Here is a 17,596-nt window from a genome sequence, read left to right on the forward strand (position 1 = left end):
TAGTTGCGCAGGGCCCCGCCGACAAAACGGGCGCCGGAGGTAGCACGAAGGCTGTCATGGCCACGATAAAAGTGAGTATAATAGAAATCCTTATCATCTCTGCCTCCAACAGTACATTCTAATACTACCTGAATTTGCATTCCATCGCAAGAAGGATTGCATCTACTCTTTATCTACTGGGTCGACGATGGTAGGGACCGCCTGCGTCAGTTGTCGGTCGTGTGCAATGCTTGACCCGGCAAGGCTGGTGGTGCAGCCATCTGGGGCGGCGGCTTTGCTTCAACATGATGAATCTTTCGGCCATACCTAAGGCCATATTGCGTTCAAAAGCTGAGCAAGGTGGGCTCCCGCCTTAGCGAGTTGTACCCGCTTCTCAGCGTTCTCCTCCTCCAGATGGGCGGCAACATCAGGGAAGTGACGTGCCATTGGTGATCAGCATTCTCGGGGCTGAAAGTCGCATGTTCGAACGCCTTCTGGCTCTGTACGATGGTATCGCTTGCCCATGCCAAAGCCCAATCATCGACAGATCCATTGGTTGCGGGCACCGCTCTCGCTTCAGCTATGATCGCGTCGACCGTGTCGGAGCTATAATTGGGAATGGCGTCCCACTCAGAATGAAACTTCTTGTTTCCGTCGAGAATGGAATTCCCCCCGACCGTCTCGGTCGCGGGATCGTATTTGCCAGTGTCTGGATCCACTTTGTGGCCCGTCTGGTCGAGGTACACCGATCCCACGTGAAGCGGCTGATGCAGGTCTCCAATCAGGTGAGCAAGCATGAACAACGCCTCCTTCTTGTCCTTGATCGAAAACGGTGCCGGACTCGGCTTGCCCTGCAGGACATAGATCGCCGCGTTAATCGCACCGATGATGTTGTGTTGGTTTGTGCCGTGATAGGCCCGATCGTAGTGATCGCACTGGATGGCAATGTCGGTACAGTGATAAGGAGCGTGGCATCCGCGCTCAGCCTCGCAGTTTACCCTTTTCGCTTCGCGTAGTTTTCCATCCGCACCTCCTCATCTGGCGCCTCAAAAGCAACGCGTCGTCGCATGTTCCCCTCCATCGCTATCGCGTGGCGCCAGCTTGCAGCAGCGAACGCTCGTAGGCGATTTTCCAGTCTTCGTAGTCCTCTCGTACCTCCTGCGCGGCCTTGCGGGCCGTCACATGGAGCCAATCGTCGTTACGAGTTGCGAGGTCGTCTAGAATCCGCGGCGCGTCTTCGGCGCGCGCCACGTGGATCGCGGCAATGTCAGCGCCCATCGCGGCAAGCAATTCGAGGCCGTAAGCGCGGGCGTAATCCGAGCCAAGATCGATCTTGGCCGAATCTGCTGCAATCCGACGAACGACGTAGCCAGCATGAACTGTAAGGAACGGGTCGGGAGAGCGATACGGTCCCCTTGCTAGGCGCATGAAGTCGGGCTTCTTGCCGGCGACGCCGGCAGCCCAGTACCAGGCGGAGGGGACAAGTGCCTTTGCCTCGCGCACCGCCAGGCCCCCAAGCCACTTGCCCACCGCCACGTAGCGAGGACGCCCGAGGGCGCCACCACCGCGCAGCCAGGTTCCAAATTCCACGTCCATTGCCTTGTTGGGCAATTTTCCCCGCAAAAGTCTTTCCACCGCCGGCGGCGGGACCACGGGCTGAAGAGTCGCCAGCTCGGATTTGAAAGCCCCGGGGCTGTTGGTCGGTCGCGTCGTCAAGAATTCAAGCCATGGCGTTTCGTCATCGACAAAACAGGGAGCCGGCGCACGCAGACCGCGTCGGTAGCCCACAAGAATCGCGTCTGCCCGCTCCCCATTCGAACCCGGTATGTCCTGCGCTAGGCGCGCACTGGTCGCCAGCTGCAGCAGATCGTAGGTGTAGGGCAGGACGGCTGCTTCGTCGAAATCGTTGACACCCCACACTAGCCGGCCCTCGGCGTCACGCCACGTACCCCAGTTCTCGATGTGCGCATCACCCACGCCGAGAACCCTCGGCGCACGCGCCAGATCCGGAAATCGATCCTGCGCCTTGCGGGCAAAGCGGAAACATGTCGCGCGGAAGAACCGGAAAGCATTGCGCGCCATGCGACTATGTTTTTTCTGCAGGCCCTTCTCGTCGACCTCGCACTGGCTTCTCAGCCAAGCTTCGAATCGCTCTACGTCCCTTACGACCGACATTGACGTCTCTCCTCAGGATTGGCTGCTCGCACGAAACCACGGACATCGCAGCCGAGGTCTCGATCTGTCCTTGCCTGCTCAATCCCGGTGCGCGACGATCTTGACCAGGACTCAATCGGCTACACTAGGCTGCTCCGGGTTTTGCGTCGGCTTCGGACCAGCCGCCCGCAGGCCTAGCGCCTTGCCAAGAGTGTCGAACCAGAATTGCGCGCCCAGTGAGAGGGCGAAAACTGTCAGCGCCCATCCCACGATATGTTCGCTCCAGTTCCAGGCTCGTTGATGCCAGGCCAGCGCCGTCGTCTGCCGTCGGTCACCAACGCCGCCAGTAGCTGAGGGATCGTGAAAAAGCAGATCGATTTCCGCACTAGTCCAGCCGATCGGAAGGGTCTGGTCTAGCTCGTTCATAAGACCGTCGATGTTGAAGTCTCCAGCGTCATGACCGTCCACTTCCGAGCGAGTCTCGTAGGATGCCTCGAACCGGGCCGCCTGGGCCGATATTGCCGCGCGCAAGGCAGGCTGAGCCCAGATTTGTCGGGCAACCTCAATCGTGTTCGCGTTCACCCCAACCGTTACGACGGCGGCTATCGCCAGTATGACGAGTTGCACGTTTCTCTTGTACCAGCCTCCGAAGCGGTCCATCGCATTGTCGAACCACTCCTCCAGGGCGGCTCGCAGTTTTTCCACATCGCCTTGCGCCTCACGCAAGAAGGGGCCGAGCGGACCGTCGACGGAAGAGGACGTGAGGGTGCCTTCCTCCGTTACGATGTCGACGAGCGCCTTCGCGAAGGCTTTCGATGAAATGTAGCTCGGAAGCTTTCCCGGCAGGGTGAGATTCTTGATCCGTGGCTCAGCATAGACGCGCTTAGCAAGCCCCGACATGGTTGGGTCATTGAGCATCCTTTTGATGCTTTGAAGCAGGTGGCGGCCGCGCCAGCTGGTGATATTGGCGATGAGCTCTTGGACCACGCTGCACACGAGCGCCAGGAGCAGATACATGAGAGCAAGTCCGATACCAACATCGAGCGCTGCCGAGCTCAACATATCGTTCTCCATCATATCCCAGGCGGGTCGATCGCCGGAGCGGTGACCCAGTTGCCGATCTGGCGCAAACCCGGCACCCGCCAGATCGCAGCCGGCTTTCGAGATGCCAGCGTGTAGACGGGATCTCCCGCTCGGTCGGTCCAGGGCGCACGCCAAACGAAGAAGCGCGCGGCCGTCTCTGCCTGGCAAGCCGCGAGTATCTCGCGAACCTTGCCGATTTCGAGGCCCGTCGCTTTGGCAAGGCCCGCCTCGTTTCTGAAGTCGAATGCCGGATTGAGTAGCGCGGCGACAACCAGCCGGACTTCGGTGTCGGTGGCGTTTGCAGGCCGCTTCCAGGACTTCGGCAGAACCCATTCGCTCAGTTGATCGCGGCGGACGAGATCAGACAGAATCGCAAGCCTGACGAAGGTGAAGACGCGCTTTTTCCCGAAATGCAGACCAATCTCCATCAGACGGCGTAATAGCCAGCTCGGTCCCTTCTGGGCGATGAGCGCGCCCGCGAGCTTTTCAATGCGTCGCTCGATCGCACTCTGCAGTTCCTGGAAATTTGTCTCATCGATGCGCGGCCATTCAGGATAGGGTACCTCCTCGGCCGCATCGCCAAGAAGAGGGATGATCTGGAACGTCGCCCGGCCATCGATGTCACGCCCACGGAACACGGTGCTATCGCGAGCGGCCGCCGGCCAGGATATTATAATCTTATTTTCGCCATAGAGGACAAATGAGTCCTTTAGGAATTTCTGGCAATTGCGTCGGCCAAGCTGGTAGTCGTGTTCGCGAAAGGTGCGTGCGAGAAAGCCGCCGAAGCCGCCCAGCAACCCGGATGCGATAGCATAGGGCTCCTCAAGTCCACCGGGTGGGACCCGATGCGGGCAGATCAGGAAGCGGCTGAATATGCCGTCGGTTGCGGCAACCGCCACCTCCGAAGGTTTGAACTGTGTCTGGGCCCGCAGGGCGGGAAGAAGCGCCATCAGGACGCTCATCAGGTCGCCCCCCGGCTGGCCATCAGGCGGAAACGGAGGCGGCTCGGGGAAAGGATCGATCATTATTACAGCGCGATCGGCGTCCTCGCCGCTGCGCGGGTTGGGTTTGCCCGGCTTCTCCATGAGGCAGTACCGCGCGAATTCAAATGGCTCGTTGTTGATCAGTCCGCCATCGACTGTCGTAAAAGGAAACAACCGTTCCCCTGTCCAGCCTTTCGGCCATGCAGGTGTCATGCGTTCCTTGACATAGCCGGCGTCGGCAAGCGGCCAGTTGCGGCCCGTGTAGTCGTCAACGCGAGCGCTCCATTCGCGCGCTGCAAGGCCCAGCGGGAAGGCTGCCGACGCTACCGCGCCTAGTGAGTAGTCATTCCAGTCTCCGCTCGGCTGTCCATCGACGAGCAGGTTCTTAACCTTGAGCACACGGCCGGTGTCTGTGTCGGCAAAGGCGCTCGTGCTGTTCCAGTTCCCCAGTCCGAGCACGCGGTAGTGAATTCGGTCACCGTGGCTCATCATGCCATAATCGCCGCCGGTGAAATTCACCGAGTACGGCACGCCACGCAGGTTGGAAATTGTCAGGTATATGTCGAGCTTGGAAGAAATATAGGGATAGGGATCTGCAATCGCCTTAACCTTTAGCGCAGCGTCCTTGATGGATATCAGCACCTTGCTGTTCAGGGCGGAAATGACATCGGCACCGTTCTCAAGATCGCTCGTATTGAGAAAGTCCGATTGCCCCGCCGACGAAAGCATTTGCGGGCGGACCACCCAGGCATCATAGAGGTTCGGCAGCAGAAATTTGTACTTCTGCTTCGAGTTTCCCTCCCGATCGGCAGGCGTCGGTTGGACGCCACCCGCGAGAGCAACAGCGCCCAACGCTCCTGTGATCGCACCGGCAGAAGCGCCGGTGATGACCTTGATAGCGGCGCGATGATTTGGAATGATCTGCACGCAATTTGGATCGTTTCTGGCCGCCTCCCAAGCTTCAAGCGCCTGGACCAAAAAATCGAATACGCCGGCGGAATAGGCGCCTGCAGAAATCGCGCCAGCCATAGCTAGGCCAATCTGAAATTCCTGCTGGCTTTCGGTAGCCATAGTTTTCTCCGGACACCAGTACACGGAATGCGGAAGGTTCATTCCGAAGTGACACTAAAGGCACTTGGATTCATAACTTGTAACCCTAATAAAGCGAACTTCGGCAGAAATGCATATTAAAGTTTAGTGCTCATTATCTCATAAAAACGGAGTACAACCTTATGGGCTCATCTATTTGTTTACATCATTAGTAGTAGCGCTATTCGTTAGCCCATCTCACTAAGGCGAATTTACAATTTAAAATGGCATCGTAGGATGTTTATCTGCAGCCCAAGAGGACGAAACGACTTCGTCCGCCTGTTCCCGGCGCAGCTGTCGGCGCGGTGCTCGGCGCGAGGCATTACCTGCCCCGGCTGATGGGCAAGGGCGATAAGCAGTCGAAACTGCTAGAACCCACATCTTTGGGGGCGTCATTATTGATCTTGAGGAAATATTACTGCGTGTAGGGGGGGAGTAACATGGGAAAGACCACTGCGCAGCTCAGAGAATTATGGGCACAGTTTCGATGCGACGAACACAAGATGGTCGTTATACCGTTTGGTCCTGACCGGATTCGGGTCGCTCCGCCGACGACAGCTGCCTGGGACGCGCTTTCGGCAGTGCTCGAAGCGCATCAGTACAGGATCCGAACTGACGATACCGATAGCTACAACTGTCGGGAGATCACAGGAGGGACCGGCCCGAGCCTTCACTCGTTTGGTATTGCCTTGGACGTTAATTGGAAGACCAATCCCTACATGAAGACGCCCGATAAACGGCAGGTCCGCTTCTCAGACAAGCCGACGCAGGAGTTGCGTGCCCTTGATGTCAAGGCTCATATCGCCGATACCGACATGACTGTTGAAATGATCGATGATGTGCTGGCGATAAAGACGAAGAACGGGGTACAGGTTTTCAACTGGGGTGGGCACTATAACACGGCCAAGGACTGCATGCATTTCGAGTTGGACCTGTCCCCGGAGGAACTTGCAGCTGGCATCGATCATGACACGGTTCGCGGATGGCCAACCTCCGGCCTTTTCTCAGCCGCTGCAGACGGTGCAGATCCCGCATTGCCATTGTTGCCGACCATTGGAGCGGGCGCGATCGTGATGCCGCCTCAATCAGCAATCGGCTCATCCGACGATTCGTTCGTCGTCATTGCGCGCGGCGGGCTTAGACTGCGCTCAACGCCCAGCGAGAGCGGCGACGTCGCAAGGACGCTGCCGACAGGGACATTACTAAAAGTCTTGAGACGTGATGGTGATTGGGCGCTGGTCGATCTTCAAGGCGACGGGCAAGCGGACGGCTATGTTTTTTATAGCTATTTGAAGCGCGCCGACGCTTCGGCGGAACCAGCAGCGGCGGTCAATGCTATCGATCAGAGCAGGGATTTTTCAACTGACTTGGTCTCTAGGATGTTTCCCCAGACACCGAAAGCCAATATTGCAGCAAATCTTCCCTTCGTCCTTATGGGCCTGCGTTCCCGCCAGATCGCGGACGCGACGATGGTGCTGATGGCACTTGCGACCATAAGGGCGGAAACGGAAGGATTTCTGCCGATCTCTGAGGGAATCAGTAAATACAACACGCTCCATACGCCATTTGATCTCTATGAGGGCAGGCTTGGCAACAACGTGGCTGGGGACGGTCCACGATTTAAGGGTCGGGGATATGTCCAACTGACGGGTCGGGCTAATTATCGCCGTATTGGAGATCAGATCGGCGTCGATCTAATTGCTGACCCAGGCCACGCCAACGACCCGGCGACGGCCGGGCTCATTCTTGCGCAATTCCTGAGCAACGCCGAAAATCGTGTTCGTGGCGCGCTTGCCAGCAATGACCTCTATGCGGCGCGTCGCCTCGTCAACGGCGGCACGCACGGCTTTGACCGGTTCAAGGATGCCTATGAGCGGGGCTGGGCGGCGCTCGGGCTGCACAACGCGTGACCGCCGACGCCACTGTGAAGTGTTTCAATTATTGAAGGCTAGATTTTCTTGGGGGAGGGAAAATGGCTGGTAGAAACGTTCTTCGCGCTCGAAAGCCAAAGGCCACGAATTTCGTTGAGAGGGTGCGAGGTTCGACCCTCATTCTAGCGTTTGGCGCCCTGGCCGGTGCCCTAACGGTTAGCGCATCAACAACCGATTCCGTCGATAAACTGCTCGTCTGGGCAGGCCTTAAGAAAAATGCATTGCAACTCGCAGAAGATGACAAACGAGGCGAATTTTCACGAGCCTTAACCCGTCTCGCATGGAAGAGACTGTTCTGGACGCGGCGTGTCATTCTTACTGAAAAATATAGCTACGATCAGAGTGAAAAAGACAAAACGTGGGACGCTTACCTGACAACGGTCGACGCCTGGAATGAGAATCTGATGATCAACATCGTAGGATTGAACCGCTACTATCTTGGCAAGGGCGAGGTATTTGAAGGGAGCATCCAACCGAAATTCGGAACGATTCATTATTGCCTGGAACGTATCCGGCACCCTTCATCGAACATAGAGTGCAAACTCTCGCCCGACTCCAGTATCGGGAGCTTAGAGACGGCGGTTGATGAGCTAAACTTCTCTCTCTACGGGTTCGTTTGCGGTCTTTCAGATGAAGACCAACGGTGTTCTCTGTGAGTTGTCCTTAGCTCATCTCATAGCACCGACGAGGGTAGAGCCTTTCCTCCCAGCAGGACCTGTTTTTTCCCGCCGCGCCTGGTTGCTTGTCCTCGTTAGGAGCTGCTCAACGGCAATGCTGATGATAATGCCGACAAACAGCCCGGCGACGAACAGTTCCGGCTTTTCGAAGTCTGCAACAGTTACACCTCCCCCATCTGGCAGTATGATTTTGGACTTCACTTCATTTGTACAAATCGAGATCCGTAACTGACAGACGCTCTAGCGATTGCTTTTTCTGGCGATCGGCCGACACCATACCGCCAGCGAACGCCGTCTCGACCAGCTCTTTCGCCTTCGCCGGCAGGCGCATTTTGTCGGACGTAATAAGGTCTGGGCATACGAGAACCGTCCGACGGAATGCGGCGAGAGCCTCTTCTGCCGGTTTGATTTGTCCTGCCAGTATTGCCTTCTTCAGATCGTCGAAACCCGCGCGGAAAGCTTCTATTTCTCCCCAAGAATGGTCACCCGCCTGAAGCTGACGGCCATCCCTTCACAGCCGTCGGCGCGGGACGTCAGGCTGGCCGCCGGCATGACGTCAACGGTTGATGTGACTACCGGCGAACGCGGTTGATCAGCTACTTCTTTGAACCACTTACTAAGGCGATGCACGATAGCTTGCGCGAGCGGTGATACCGCACCATCCGAACTGAACGAATATTCTTTAAGGATTGTTTTGGCGCTCTACCTGTCGTCGAAGTTCGCGCTAAAGAAAATTTCCCGCAGCAGTTGACTGCTGAATACAAAAAGGCATTATTAAGTAATAGGTTAAGGATGTCTGGGGTGCTCTTGGCGATTTTGTTGAGAGATGAGGGGTGTTTGCCTGAAAATCTAGATTGACGCGTCAGAAATTCGTTGATGCGACAGGTTTCAGCAATGTCGAGCCGAGCGGCGTTTCTGTGTCCTGGTCGAGCCAGGACTGGGACTGCTTTTGCGCCGCGAGTGACATGGCTGAGCTGTCTCGTTGAAGCCGGACGGTATCACCGTAACGGCGGGTATCAGGTGCGGAACAACGGGTTCATGGGCAGGAGGTGATGTGGCTCATGGGGCTATGCAGCATCCGACTGAAATTAGAGGGGTAACCATCTGCGGGGGATGGTGTCGCCGGGTGGATGGGGAAACTCGAAATCGAGATTTGGCGAAGCTGGATCAGATCTGGGGGAATTGGCATGAATTCAAGAACGTCCGCACGCCGGAAATTGCTTGTCGGGCAGATCAACATCAACAACCTACTGGGATTTGCATTCGGAGTCACGTTTGTGGCCGTGATGCTGGTTTTCGCCACACAGTACCCCAATCCGACACCCAGCCAATTGTTTACATTTGTTGTGGTGCTTGGTTTGGCCGCGGCTGGTGTTGGCGCCATCTTACCGGGTGTTCTTGGCATTGAGTGGAAAGGTCCGGGAGGTGTGCCTGCGATACGGGCAGGGGGCGCCTTGGCTCTTTTTGTTTTGGTTTTCCTGTTCCGGCCGACAATCGAAGGCGCTACGGTCAAATTCGTTCCGCCCGCCGCATCGCCTGAGCCTATCGCACTGTCGTATCTGGCTGCGTCCGACTCCGGAAACATAACGCAGGCATGGTCCGAGCTGGACGACGCCGCCAAGGGTATCGTGATAGGATCCCGGGACGATATGGAGCGGATGTATAAGGACTTCGTGACGCGCCTCGGCCAGGTCCAATCACGTAAACTGATGGGCACCGGTGGAGCTGAATCGCCGCCTGGATACCCGCTCGGCCTGTATCGAGTGCTGAATTATCGCACTAAATTTGCGAACGACGGCGGCAAGTGTCGACTTGAAGCCGTCACCGTGCGGGCTACCCAGGATCTGATCTGGAAAGTCTTCAGCCACCTGATTTCCCCTACGACAATCGATTGTTGAGGATTTAGCCATGGACAGGAGAACGTTCGTGAAAGGTGGTCTGGCATGTTTGGTGGGTGGACATCTGGATGTGCCAGCCGCGCGCGCGTATCAGCAGTGTGTTGGCGCGCCGAATTTCACCGGACAATTGTGCGAAGCAGGTATAGCCCCGCCTGCGTTTGTACATACGTATCACAACCAGACATCGAGCATGTGGTGCTGGGCAGCATCCATCTCGATGATCTTTAGCTATTATGGTTATTCCGTCAGTCAGCAGCGAATTGTCAGCGAAGCGTTTGGCTCGCCGCTGAATTTACCGGCCAATGGAACGCTGATTTCAGCGCAGCTCAGCAAGGAATGGACCGATGACGACGGGCGCACTTTCTCGGCCGAACTCGAGGGCGTTTACGATGTTGATACCGGCACACTTGGTATTACCAACTCGATGATAGTCGACGCACTTTCATCGGAGCGCCCACTGCTCATGGGTAATGTCTCCCATGCCATGGTGCTGGTTTCGGCAGCATACATGCCGACGTCGCCGGAGCCAACTGTCGTCAATGTAGGTTTGCTGGACCCTTACCCGGGCATGGGCGCACGCGGAGCTCAGGGCCCGGCTGAAATGGTGCCGATGCACATGGGCGGTGCGCTTCGATACTTGGCACTGCCTCGAATTGAGGAGGTGTGAATGAAATTGGGGGAACCCTCAGGGGTCGGACGATGTGGTATCGCTCGGCGGCCATTTCACTATTGATAATTGTTGGGGGATGTGCGGCGACGCCCAATACAGTCGAGGTTGCGTCTTTTGGAGAAGCGACAACAAACGCGGTGTCGGTTGTAGGGGAGACAAGCCATCTCGAGGATGAACTTGCACTCGCCTACGCAACAGAACTCAATGCCTGTCGCTATCTCCGGTCTCAGAGCTACGCTGTCGCGCCGCTACGAACCGATTCTCCTCAACGGCATCTAGCGGAGCAAGTTGCTTTCCTGAAGGCGCTATCCAATTATGCTGCCGCGCTATCCTAAGCCACGGATCCTATCGCAATTGCGAAGCTCAAAGCAGCTGCCAATCAGTTGACAACAAGCGCTGCGAAACTACTGACAGTCGCGTCTCCTAGAAGCCGATCAGCATCCGTCCACTCGAGTGTTATTGCCCCTGGGTCACCTGGCGCCACGCCCACACGCCCGGCCATAGCGTCGAGGATACGGTCGCGATCTGTACTCATCTTGAGGGTGCCGAAATCATCGATTGCAATAGCTTCCGACGAGTGCACTTTATGGGCCTGAATTTTGTTGGTTGGGTCACGGTGCCAGGCGAAAGTTTCCCAATCCTCGATAGCTGCGATACCGGCCGGAAACAGGTTCTGCCGCACCGCTTCAAAATCGGACAACATCGCGGGTGCCCCTCAACAAGGCGATCTATTCCTCCAGGCGAAGGGGTCCAACCGCGCATGCGTTCGTGATGAGATCGCTTTAGGTCACACTCGGTTTGTCCACCAGCTTTTCGACCAACTGCCTGAGTTCCGATGGCGTGGTTTGGCCAGCCACCACTTCATAATAGCCGATGCCGGCGCGGCGCAGCGCCTCCTTCTTGACCGCGTCACGCGCCGCCGCGGTGCCTTGATGGTGAGCTCCGCCCTGGTATTCGATGACGTGCCGCGGCTGGCAATTGCCGTCGACAAGGAGCAAGTCGACACGTTTGGAATTGATGCAACTGTAGGCCTCCGGGTCCGCACTTCGCAGGATCTCGCCTAATGAAACCTGAGCCATCACCTGCCATGACGGATTGCAGCCGATTACAACGCTGTCGAGTTCCCGAAACACCCGGGCTTCACTCTTGCTCAGCAATGGCTGGATGGTAAACTTCGAGCGCATCACGATACGCAGTTGATCCGTGGCATCGATTGGCCGCGATGGCTGAGCAGCTGGGGTCTGAAGCCAGGGGCCCTGTATGACGCGCCCGCTCCAGCGCCTTTCCTCTGATTGCGACCTGTTTCTCTCTGGCCACGCCTGTCTGCTCGTCGCGGTTAGAAACTGCTCAACGGCCATGCCGATGATAATACCCACGAACAGCGCGGCGATTAGCAGTTCGGGCTTTTCGAAGTCTGCAATGGTTATGCCGCCCGAAGCGCTGACTGCGGCAGCTCCGATGATCAGCCAAGGTGCCGCAGACAGCACCGACCTTTGGCGATATTGCATGTCCCGCTCCGGATTCCCCGCCAAGATAGTATGACGCCTTTACGGCGCGCGGAAAGTTATCCAAAAGAATGAGGTCTCGAAGGCATGAAGCTTCCCTCGAGTAACCGATATTTCTAGCAGTCAGCCTACATCCGCCTCGGCCCAGAACGTTCCTGCCTCCCTGGCATGGCGAGAGCTTTCGAGGTCAGCGGCCGGCTTGTTGCTATGGTGTTCACGTTCTGGGCCAGGAAGATCGCATAATGGATCGTCGGGAACCCTGTGAAAAATGTCTCGGCACGAACTTCTGGTGCCGATTTCTTTCAAGGGCTTTGAGCGCATAGACGGCCCTCGGCCCATTCGATTGGCCACCAATTCTCCTCCCGGAATGGTGCGATCGATCTGATATGCCCATAGACCGGTAGTCCGGTAGGCGCTATTCATGTAACCGTACATCACCAAATCATCCCTTATTATCCCAAGGCCTCTCATATTGAAAAAAGCGCAACGCAGTTTTGCCGTCGAGTACAAGAACGGCAGGCGAAAACTCGATCCCAAGTCGAACTCGATCTGGGGCAACATGGATCTAAAGTCAGTCGCTCGCGACCTAGAAGAAGAGACATCGCCGCATCCATCAAATAGCTCTCAGCGTGGCAAATCTGACGGCGAAACGTCTTTCCCGGAACCTGACGGCAAGTCGTTGTTGACACCGTCTCTTGGGGCGTCAACAACTGTATCAGATACACAGGAGATGAGCATGGCCGACGAGACTGATACGGCAACCAAGGCCGATGGACCGACCGTTGTTGAAACACCCGCTGCGCCGAAGAAACAGCGCAAACCCCGCGCCAAGAAAGCGGCGGCACTTGAGACCTCGTCAGCTGACGCTACTGCAGAGCCGGCAACGGCGCTGACCGGCGCCGGTGGCGGGAAGAGGAGAGGGCGCAAGGCAAAGGTGATCGAAGCTGCGTCAAGTACTAAACGTACGCGTGTTAGCCGTGCTCCAAAGCCCGCACAGACCACCTTGGCCGCGCCGATGACGGCGATCGATGAGATGGCGGATCTCTTGCAGTTGGAAGAGGAAAATCAGCGACTGCGCAAGCTTCTGGCTGAAAAGCTTCGTGCAGAGAATGCCGATCTGCGCAAACGGCTCAAGCTCGACTGATATGAGTAGCCGGTCAATCGCCGGCTGCATTGCTATGCTTATCAAGACATACAGTTTGGCAGCGAAGATGCCGTTGCCGGAACCAAAACTCACTGCCTGCTTGCGGGTTAAACGCGAGGTCAGATAGATGGCGTCTCCCTGGAAATTTCTTTCTCGACTGATCTCACCGGGACGCGAACAAAGGAGAGAAGGCGGCTCGACCAAGAGGGTTGCCGCGGACCCGTTGGCTATTGCCGGTCCGATTGAAGCGCCTGCCGAGGAGAACCTGAATAGCGACGGCCGACCGACAAGCGATGCGACGCACCACGATCGATCCGCTTCAATTTCCGCAGAGCCTGTGCGTTCCGAAGAAGCCAAAAACGATCGCCAGGATAAAGTCGAAATCGAAGATGCCGGAGCCGTGCAGGCTGTTCATCCAGCTCTTTCCGGCGAGACAGGTACGGACATCATCGCTGCGCTTGGTGTTGTGGACATTCAGGCTGTCGAGGTCGCGCCGCGCAATCAAAGAAATCGCGGCAAGAATGCGGTAGCCGTTCCAAACACTCCCCAGGCCGCCCAGGTCAGCGACACCGCAAACGAGATGAAACTGGATGAAGAGATCAGGCTGCTCAGGGGGCAGCTCGCCAGAAGGCTAAAGCTCCAGAACGAACAGCTGAGAAAAATGCTGGAGCGGTTTGAACGGTGATGACCTGCCAACTGAACCTTCACCCAGCGGCGACAAGAGCCTCGAAGGACCTTGGAATAGCAATAGGAGTGGGCATGAAGGACTCGATACATGATGTGGATCAGGAAGTCATCTATTGCCAAAAGCGCGGGAAGATCACCCCTTCATTGCAGTCCGAACCAAACATGTAAGGGATTGCAGGCGTGCGGCAGCGAGCAGACGTCATGTTCAGCGCATTCGAAATAGGGGGTGTGCTGACCATACGGGCGGCGTGCCATGTCCAGACGGCGGAGATTGCCGAGAGGTTCGCCACCGAGCCTGACCTCGGCGACGAAAGGCACGATTGGAGTCGGCGAGCAGCAGGACGACGAGATAGACGACGGATCAGAAAACGTTTCCTAATGAAGCAGCGCTGACGCCGTCGCGGGTCAGATTGTCGTCTGGAGGCCGAGTTCGACCACCCGGCCGGTTGGGAGCCCGAAATAGTCTGTCGCGTTCCCGGCGTTCTGGCGCTAGCGCGATGAATAGCCGGTCCTGCCAGAACGGCATGCCGCGCCGCTTCGAGGGAAGGATCGTCCGGCGCGAGAGGAAGAAGGACGTCGACATGATGTCAAATTTCAGGCCAAGTTTGCGCACTAGGACGAGCGCGCGCGGGATGTTCGGCGTCTCCATGTAGCCGAACGTTATGATCAAGCGGCTGAAGCGCGGATTGAAGCTCTCCAGGAAGATTTTCTCGTCATCGGGAACGAAGGGGGTCGCCGCTGTCACCACGCTGAGGATGACGTTGTGTTCGTGAAGAACCTTGTAGTGCTTCAGACTGTGGAGGAGGGCAGTCGGCGCGCCCTCGATGTCGCTCGTCAGGAATATCGCGGTCCCCGGCACGGTTGGCGGTTGTTTCTGGGCCAGCTTGTCGATGATCGCAGCCAGGGGAATCTCGTCCATCTTCGTGCGGGCGGCAAGCAGCCGGCGTCCCGACATCCACGTCTGCATGATCAGTCCCATCGTACAGGCGACCGCGACCGGCACCCAGCCGCCGTCCGCGAACTTGGCGACGTTGGCGGCAAGGAAACCGGCGTCGATGATCACAAGCGGCAGCACCACCGCTGTGGCGATGATAGTTTTCCAGTTCCAGATGCGCCGCATGACGACATAGAGCAGCACCGATGTGATCAGCATCTCACCGGTGACCGCTATGCCATAAGCCGCGGAGAGGCCGCTCGAATTGCGGAACTGGAGCACCAGTGCGACCACGAAGATGAAGAGGAGCGAGTTGACCTGCGGCATGAAAATCTGCCCGGACTGGGTTTCCGAAGTGTGGAGGATCTGGAGGCGCGGGAGCAGGTTCAGGTGCATCGCCTGGCGCACGAGGGAATACGCGCCTGATATCACCGCCTGGCTGGCGATAACGGTTGCGGCGGTCGCAAGGCAGACGATCGGAATCTTCGCCCAGTCGGGATGCATCCCGAAGAAAGGATGGGCTGCCATCTCGGGGTTTGCCAGCACGAAGGCGCCTTGCCCAAAGTAGTTGAGCAACAGGCACGGAAAGACAAGCACGAACCAGGCGGTGACGATCGGCCGCCGACCGAAGTGGCCGAGGTCGACGTACAGCGCCTCTGCTCCCGTGACGGCAAGAAACACGGCGCCGAGGACGGTGATTGTGGTGCCGACGTTGGAAGCGGCGTAGCGAAGCGCATGGAGAGGATTGACGGCCCAGAGAACATCCGGATAGTCGACGATGTGAGCGGTCCCGCTGACGCCCAGCACCACGAACCACAGCGCCATGACGGGACCGAATACGGAAGCGACTCCGCCCGTTCCAAGCCGCTGGACGAAGAAGAGAACCGCGATGATTGCCAAGGTGATTGGGACGATCCAGGCGGAAAGTGCAGGCGCGACCACCTGGATGCCCTCGACAGCAGACAATACCGATATGGCCGGAGTGATAATGGCGTCGCCGAGGAAGAGCGAGGCACCTGCGACGCCAAGAACAAGAACCCAGGCAGGCCGACTTGACAGGCTTTCCCTCGCGAGCGTCATCAGGGAAAGCGTCCCGCCTTCGCCGCGGTTGTCCGCCTTCAGGACGAAGGAGACGTACTTGACAGTCACGACGATCGCCAGCGCCCAGACGATGAGGGAAAGGATACCGAGGACGTTTTCTCTATGCGATCCGCTCCCCATCGTCGCATGCAGCGCCTCCCTGAAAGCATAAAGCGGACTGGTGCCTATGTCTCCATAGACGACCCCGAGAGCGGCGAGCACCAGGCTAGGAAGGCGGCTACTGGTTTCATGTTCGATCTCGGGATCTTGTGATCTGAGTTGGGGATAGGTCAAAGGGCCTCGCGTTGTATCTGCCGCGCTCGATCCGCCGCTGACGGAGTAGTTCGAAAATGCGAGGCGGTCACCACGATGTCAAACAAGTTTGTACCATCGGATTGTGATCCAGAGGAGCCAATCCTGCCCGATTGAATCCGCTCCTCTGAAAACCGTCTCACATGAGGCCGACATCCTGCTCAAAGCCGCCACGACCTGTTCGTGATCGTATGGCTTCGGAAAGAACACGGTTCTCAATGTCGCTGTCATCGAGGCGGAAATGTCCAGCGGTGATGATGATCTCGATCGGCGGCCATCGGTCGCGGATCGCGGCTGCGAGCTTCAACCCGTTCATGGATCTCGGCAAGTCGGCGTCGGTGAACACGATCGTAATGTCCCGCCGCGCTTCCAGGATCGCGATTGCTTCGTCCGCATCGCGCGCCTCGACGGGATCGGATCCGCCTTCCTGCACCATGTCCATCAGTCATCTCTGCGGCTTCAATACCCTGCTTTGCCGAGAGAACAAACCTATTGTCAAATAGCTTGCGACGTCAGCCAATCGGCGAACACCTTTGACAGCCGCCGCTGGCTGCCGGCTTTTGGATAGGCGAGGTAGTGGCCGATGTAGCGGTTGTCGCGGCTGTTGCTGAACGGGCGAACCAGACGCCCGCTGTCCAGCTCGCGCCTTGCCAGAGTGTTGGACTCCAACGCCACTCCCAGCCCGTTTGCCGCGGCGTCGACTGCCAGAAAGCTTCTATCGAAGCTCATGGCCGGGAGGGGCGGGGGGCCGAGGTTATTAAGTTCGAACCAGTCGATCCACTGAATTCTTTTCAGGTCGCTGCGGATGAGGGGAAGACGCGCCAGGTCCCGCGGGTTTTTCAGTCGTTCAGGCATCTTTGGAGAACACAGCGGAGAAATGATCTCTTCTCCAAGCGGCACAACGATCAAATCTTCTCTGTTCGATGGTTCGCCGTAAACGATGTCGACATCGAAGAGGCCGTCCACGAAACGCGCATAGTTTGTGCTTGCCGCCACCCGGACCTCAACCCCCTCGTTCTTGCCCAGGAAGTCGGGAAGACGTGCCGAGAGCACCTGCGCGGCGTAGCTCGGCGCGCAGTGAACCCGCAGCAGGTGGGTCTTGTTGGATGAAATCATCTCAACACCGCGACGAAGCTCTTCGAATGCGTTGGATGCATGGGAGAGGAGTGTCTGCCCTGCGAGGGTAAGGGTGACCTTGCGTGTGCTCCGTTCAAACAGGGATATGCCAAGGTCACGCTCGAGCTTTGCAATGGCGTGACTTACGGCGCTGGGTGACAGGTGCAGCTCCTCGGCTGCAGCGCGAAAAGACGCCAGCCTGGCTGCGGCTTCAAAGATGCGGACCGCGGAGAGCGAGGCCATCTGCAACATCGGATTAGTGAACCAGATTCACCCACCGTTGTAAACTTCGCGTTTGTCGAATGGCGTCAACTCGATCAGTTTCGACCCCGCAAGCCAACTGACTTGCCGAAG

At 57.5% G+C, this 17,596-nt stretch carries 14 protein-coding genes and 2 pseudogenes; 7 read left to right on the top strand and 9 right to left on the bottom strand.

Annotation, left to right across the window (positions count from 1 at the left end; all coding sequences use genetic code 11):
- Positions 1 to 323: 323 nt before the first annotated feature.
- The 4 genes and pseudogenes from NXC14_RS21985 to NXC14_RS22000 all read right to left on the bottom strand — a co-directional run.
- Positions 324 to 941, bottom strand: a pseudogene (locus tag NXC14_RS21985) (S1/P1 nuclease); the annotation flags it as partial.
- A 121-nt stretch (positions 942 to 1,062) separates the two neighbouring features.
- Positions 1,063 to 2,154: a DUF2252 family protein gene (locus NXC14_RS21990; protein ID WP_085780268.1), complete on the bottom strand. Its 1,092-nt coding sequence runs from the start codon at positions 2,152 to 2,154 to the stop codon at positions 1,063 to 1,065.
- A 111-nt stretch (positions 2,155 to 2,265) separates the two neighbouring features.
- On the bottom strand, positions 2,266 to 3,195 hold the full coding sequence (locus NXC14_RS21995) for a hypothetical protein (protein ID WP_085780269.1): 930 nt from the start codon (positions 3,193 to 3,195) through the stop codon (positions 2,266 to 2,268).
- Positions 3,196 to 3,206: 11 nt separating this feature from the next.
- Positions 3,207 to 5,312, bottom strand: coding sequence for a patatin-like phospholipase family protein (locus NXC14_RS22000; RefSeq protein WP_157131462.1), 2,106 nt, complete (start codon positions 5,310 to 5,312; stop codon positions 3,207 to 3,209).
- A gap of 416 nt (positions 5,313 to 5,728) precedes the next feature.
- Between NXC14_RS22000 and NXC14_RS22005 the strand changes: the two genes are divergently transcribed.
- The 5 genes from NXC14_RS22005 to NXC14_RS22025 all read left to right on the top strand — a co-directional run bounded on the left by NXC14_RS22005 (position 5,729) and on the right by NXC14_RS22025 (position 10,461).
- Entirely contained in the window at positions 5,729 to 7,198 is a 1,470-nt protein-coding gene (locus NXC14_RS22005) for a M15 family metallopeptidase (RefSeq protein WP_085780271.1), read from the top strand.
- A gap of 62 nt (positions 7,199 to 7,260) precedes the next feature.
- On the top strand, positions 7,261 to 7,875 hold the full coding sequence (locus NXC14_RS22010) for a hypothetical protein (protein WP_085780272.1): 615 nt from the start codon (positions 7,261 to 7,263) through the stop codon (positions 7,873 to 7,875).
- 268 nt (positions 7,876 to 8,143) lie between these two features.
- On the top strand, positions 8,144 to 8,488 hold the full coding sequence (locus NXC14_RS22015) for a hypothetical protein (RefSeq protein ID WP_085780273.1): 345 nt from the start codon (positions 8,144 to 8,146) through the stop codon (positions 8,486 to 8,488).
- A gap of 595 nt (positions 8,489 to 9,083) precedes the next feature.
- Complete coding sequence (locus NXC14_RS22020; RefSeq protein ID WP_198175554.1) at positions 9,084 to 9,794, top strand: DUF4019 domain-containing protein; 711 nt, start codon at positions 9,084 to 9,086, stop codon at positions 9,792 to 9,794.
- A gap of 10 nt (positions 9,795 to 9,804) precedes the next feature.
- The gene (locus NXC14_RS22025) at positions 9,805 to 10,461 is read left to right on the top strand and encodes a papain-like cysteine protease family protein (RefSeq protein ID WP_085780275.1); all 657 of its coding nucleotides are present in this window, start codon (positions 9,805 to 9,807) and stop codon (positions 10,459 to 10,461) included.
- 382 nt (positions 10,462 to 10,843) lie between these two features.
- Here the strand turns inward: NXC14_RS22025 and NXC14_RS22030 are convergent, their stop codons facing one another.
- Both NXC14_RS22030 and NXC14_RS22035 read right to left on the bottom strand, forming a co-directional pair.
- Positions 10,844 to 11,167: a hypothetical protein gene (locus NXC14_RS22030; protein ID WP_348630260.1), complete on the bottom strand. Its 324-nt coding sequence runs from the start codon at positions 11,165 to 11,167 to the stop codon at positions 10,844 to 10,846.
- Between the two features lie 79 nt (positions 11,168 to 11,246).
- Entirely contained in the window at positions 11,247 to 11,972 is a 726-nt protein-coding gene (locus tag NXC14_RS22035; protein ID WP_085780276.1) for a DUF2726 domain-containing protein, read from the bottom strand.
- Between the two features lie 469 nt (positions 11,973 to 12,441).
- Between NXC14_RS22035 and NXC14_RS22040 the strand changes: the two genes are divergently transcribed.
- Together NXC14_RS22040 and NXC14_RS22045 are read left to right on the top strand one after the other, a co-directional pair.
- Positions 12,442 to 13,113 carry a transcriptional regulator gene (locus NXC14_RS22040; RefSeq protein WP_085780277.1) on the top strand — a complete coding sequence of 224 codons (672 nt, stop codon included), beginning with the start codon at positions 12,442 to 12,444 and terminating at the stop codon, positions 13,111 to 13,113.
- Between the two features lie 127 nt (positions 13,114 to 13,240).
- Positions 13,241 to 13,798: a hypothetical protein gene (locus NXC14_RS22045; RefSeq protein WP_085780278.1), complete on the top strand. Its 558-nt coding sequence runs from the start codon at positions 13,241 to 13,243 to the stop codon at positions 13,796 to 13,798.
- A gap of 407 nt (positions 13,799 to 14,205) precedes the next feature.
- On the opposite strand, the pseudogene NXC14_RS22050 reads toward NXC14_RS22045, so the two are convergent.
- The 3 genes and pseudogenes from NXC14_RS22050 to NXC14_RS22060 all read right to left on the bottom strand — a co-directional run bounded on the left by NXC14_RS22050 (position 14,206) and on the right by NXC14_RS22060 (position 17,494).
- Positions 14,206 to 16,108, bottom strand: a pseudogene (locus NXC14_RS22050) (potassium transporter Kup).
- Between the two features lie 157 nt (positions 16,109 to 16,265).
- Complete coding sequence (locus NXC14_RS22055) at positions 16,266 to 16,568, bottom strand: response regulator (RefSeq protein WP_245362197.1); 303 nt, start codon at positions 16,566 to 16,568, stop codon at positions 16,266 to 16,268.
- Positions 16,569 to 16,621: 53 nt separating this feature from the next.
- A complete protein-coding gene (locus tag NXC14_RS22060) occupies positions 16,622 to 17,494 on the bottom strand; it encodes a LysR substrate-binding domain-containing protein (RefSeq protein WP_085780279.1) in 873 nt (290 codons plus the stop codon).
- Positions 17,495 to 17,596 lie beyond the last annotated feature (102 nt).

Source organism: Rhizobium sp. NXC14, assembly GCF_002117485.1.
In the GTDB taxonomy this organism is placed as follows: domain Bacteria; phylum Pseudomonadota; class Alphaproteobacteria; order Rhizobiales; family Rhizobiaceae; genus Rhizobium.

Coding starts and splice junctions, on each gene's coding strand:
- NXC14_RS21990 (WP_085780268.1), bottom strand. CDS start 2,154: ATGTCGGTCGTAAGGGACGTAGAGCGATTCGAAGCTTGGCTGAGAAGC.
- NXC14_RS21995 (WP_085780269.1), bottom strand. CDS start 3,195: ATGTTGAGCTCGGCAGCGCTCGATGTTGGTATCGGACTTGCTCTCATG.
- NXC14_RS22000 (WP_157131462.1), bottom strand. CDS start 5,312: ATGAACCTTCCGCATTCCGTGTACTGGTGTCCGGAGAAAACTATGGCT.
- NXC14_RS22005 (WP_085780271.1), top strand. CDS start 5,729: ATGGGAAAGACCACTGCGCAGCTCAGAGAATTATGGGCACAGTTTCGA.
- NXC14_RS22010 (WP_085780272.1), top strand. CDS start 7,261: ATGGCTGGTAGAAACGTTCTTCGCGCTCGAAAGCCAAAGGCCACGAAT.
- NXC14_RS22020 (WP_198175554.1), top strand. CDS start 9,084: ATGAATTCAAGAACGTCCGCACGCCGGAAATTGCTTGTCGGGCAGATC.
- NXC14_RS22025 (WP_085780275.1), top strand. CDS start 9,805: ATGGACAGGAGAACGTTCGTGAAAGGTGGTCTGGCATGTTTGGTGGGT.
- NXC14_RS22030 (WP_348630260.1), bottom strand. CDS start 11,167: ATGTTGTCCGATTTTGAAGCGGTGCGGCAGAACCTGTTTCCGGCCGGT.
- NXC14_RS22035 (WP_085780276.1), bottom strand. CDS start 11,972: ATGCAATATCGCCAAAGGTCGGTGCTGTCTGCGGCACCTTGGCTGATC.
- NXC14_RS22045 (WP_085780278.1), top strand. CDS start 13,241: ATGGCGTCTCCCTGGAAATTTCTTTCTCGACTGATCTCACCGGGACGC.
- NXC14_RS22055 (WP_245362197.1), bottom strand. CDS start 16,568: ATGGACATGGTGCAGGAAGGCGGATCCGATCCCGTCGAGGCGCGCGAT.
- NXC14_RS22060 (WP_085780279.1), bottom strand. CDS start 17,494: ATGTTGCAGATGGCCTCGCTCTCCGCGGTCCGCATCTTTGAAGCCGCA.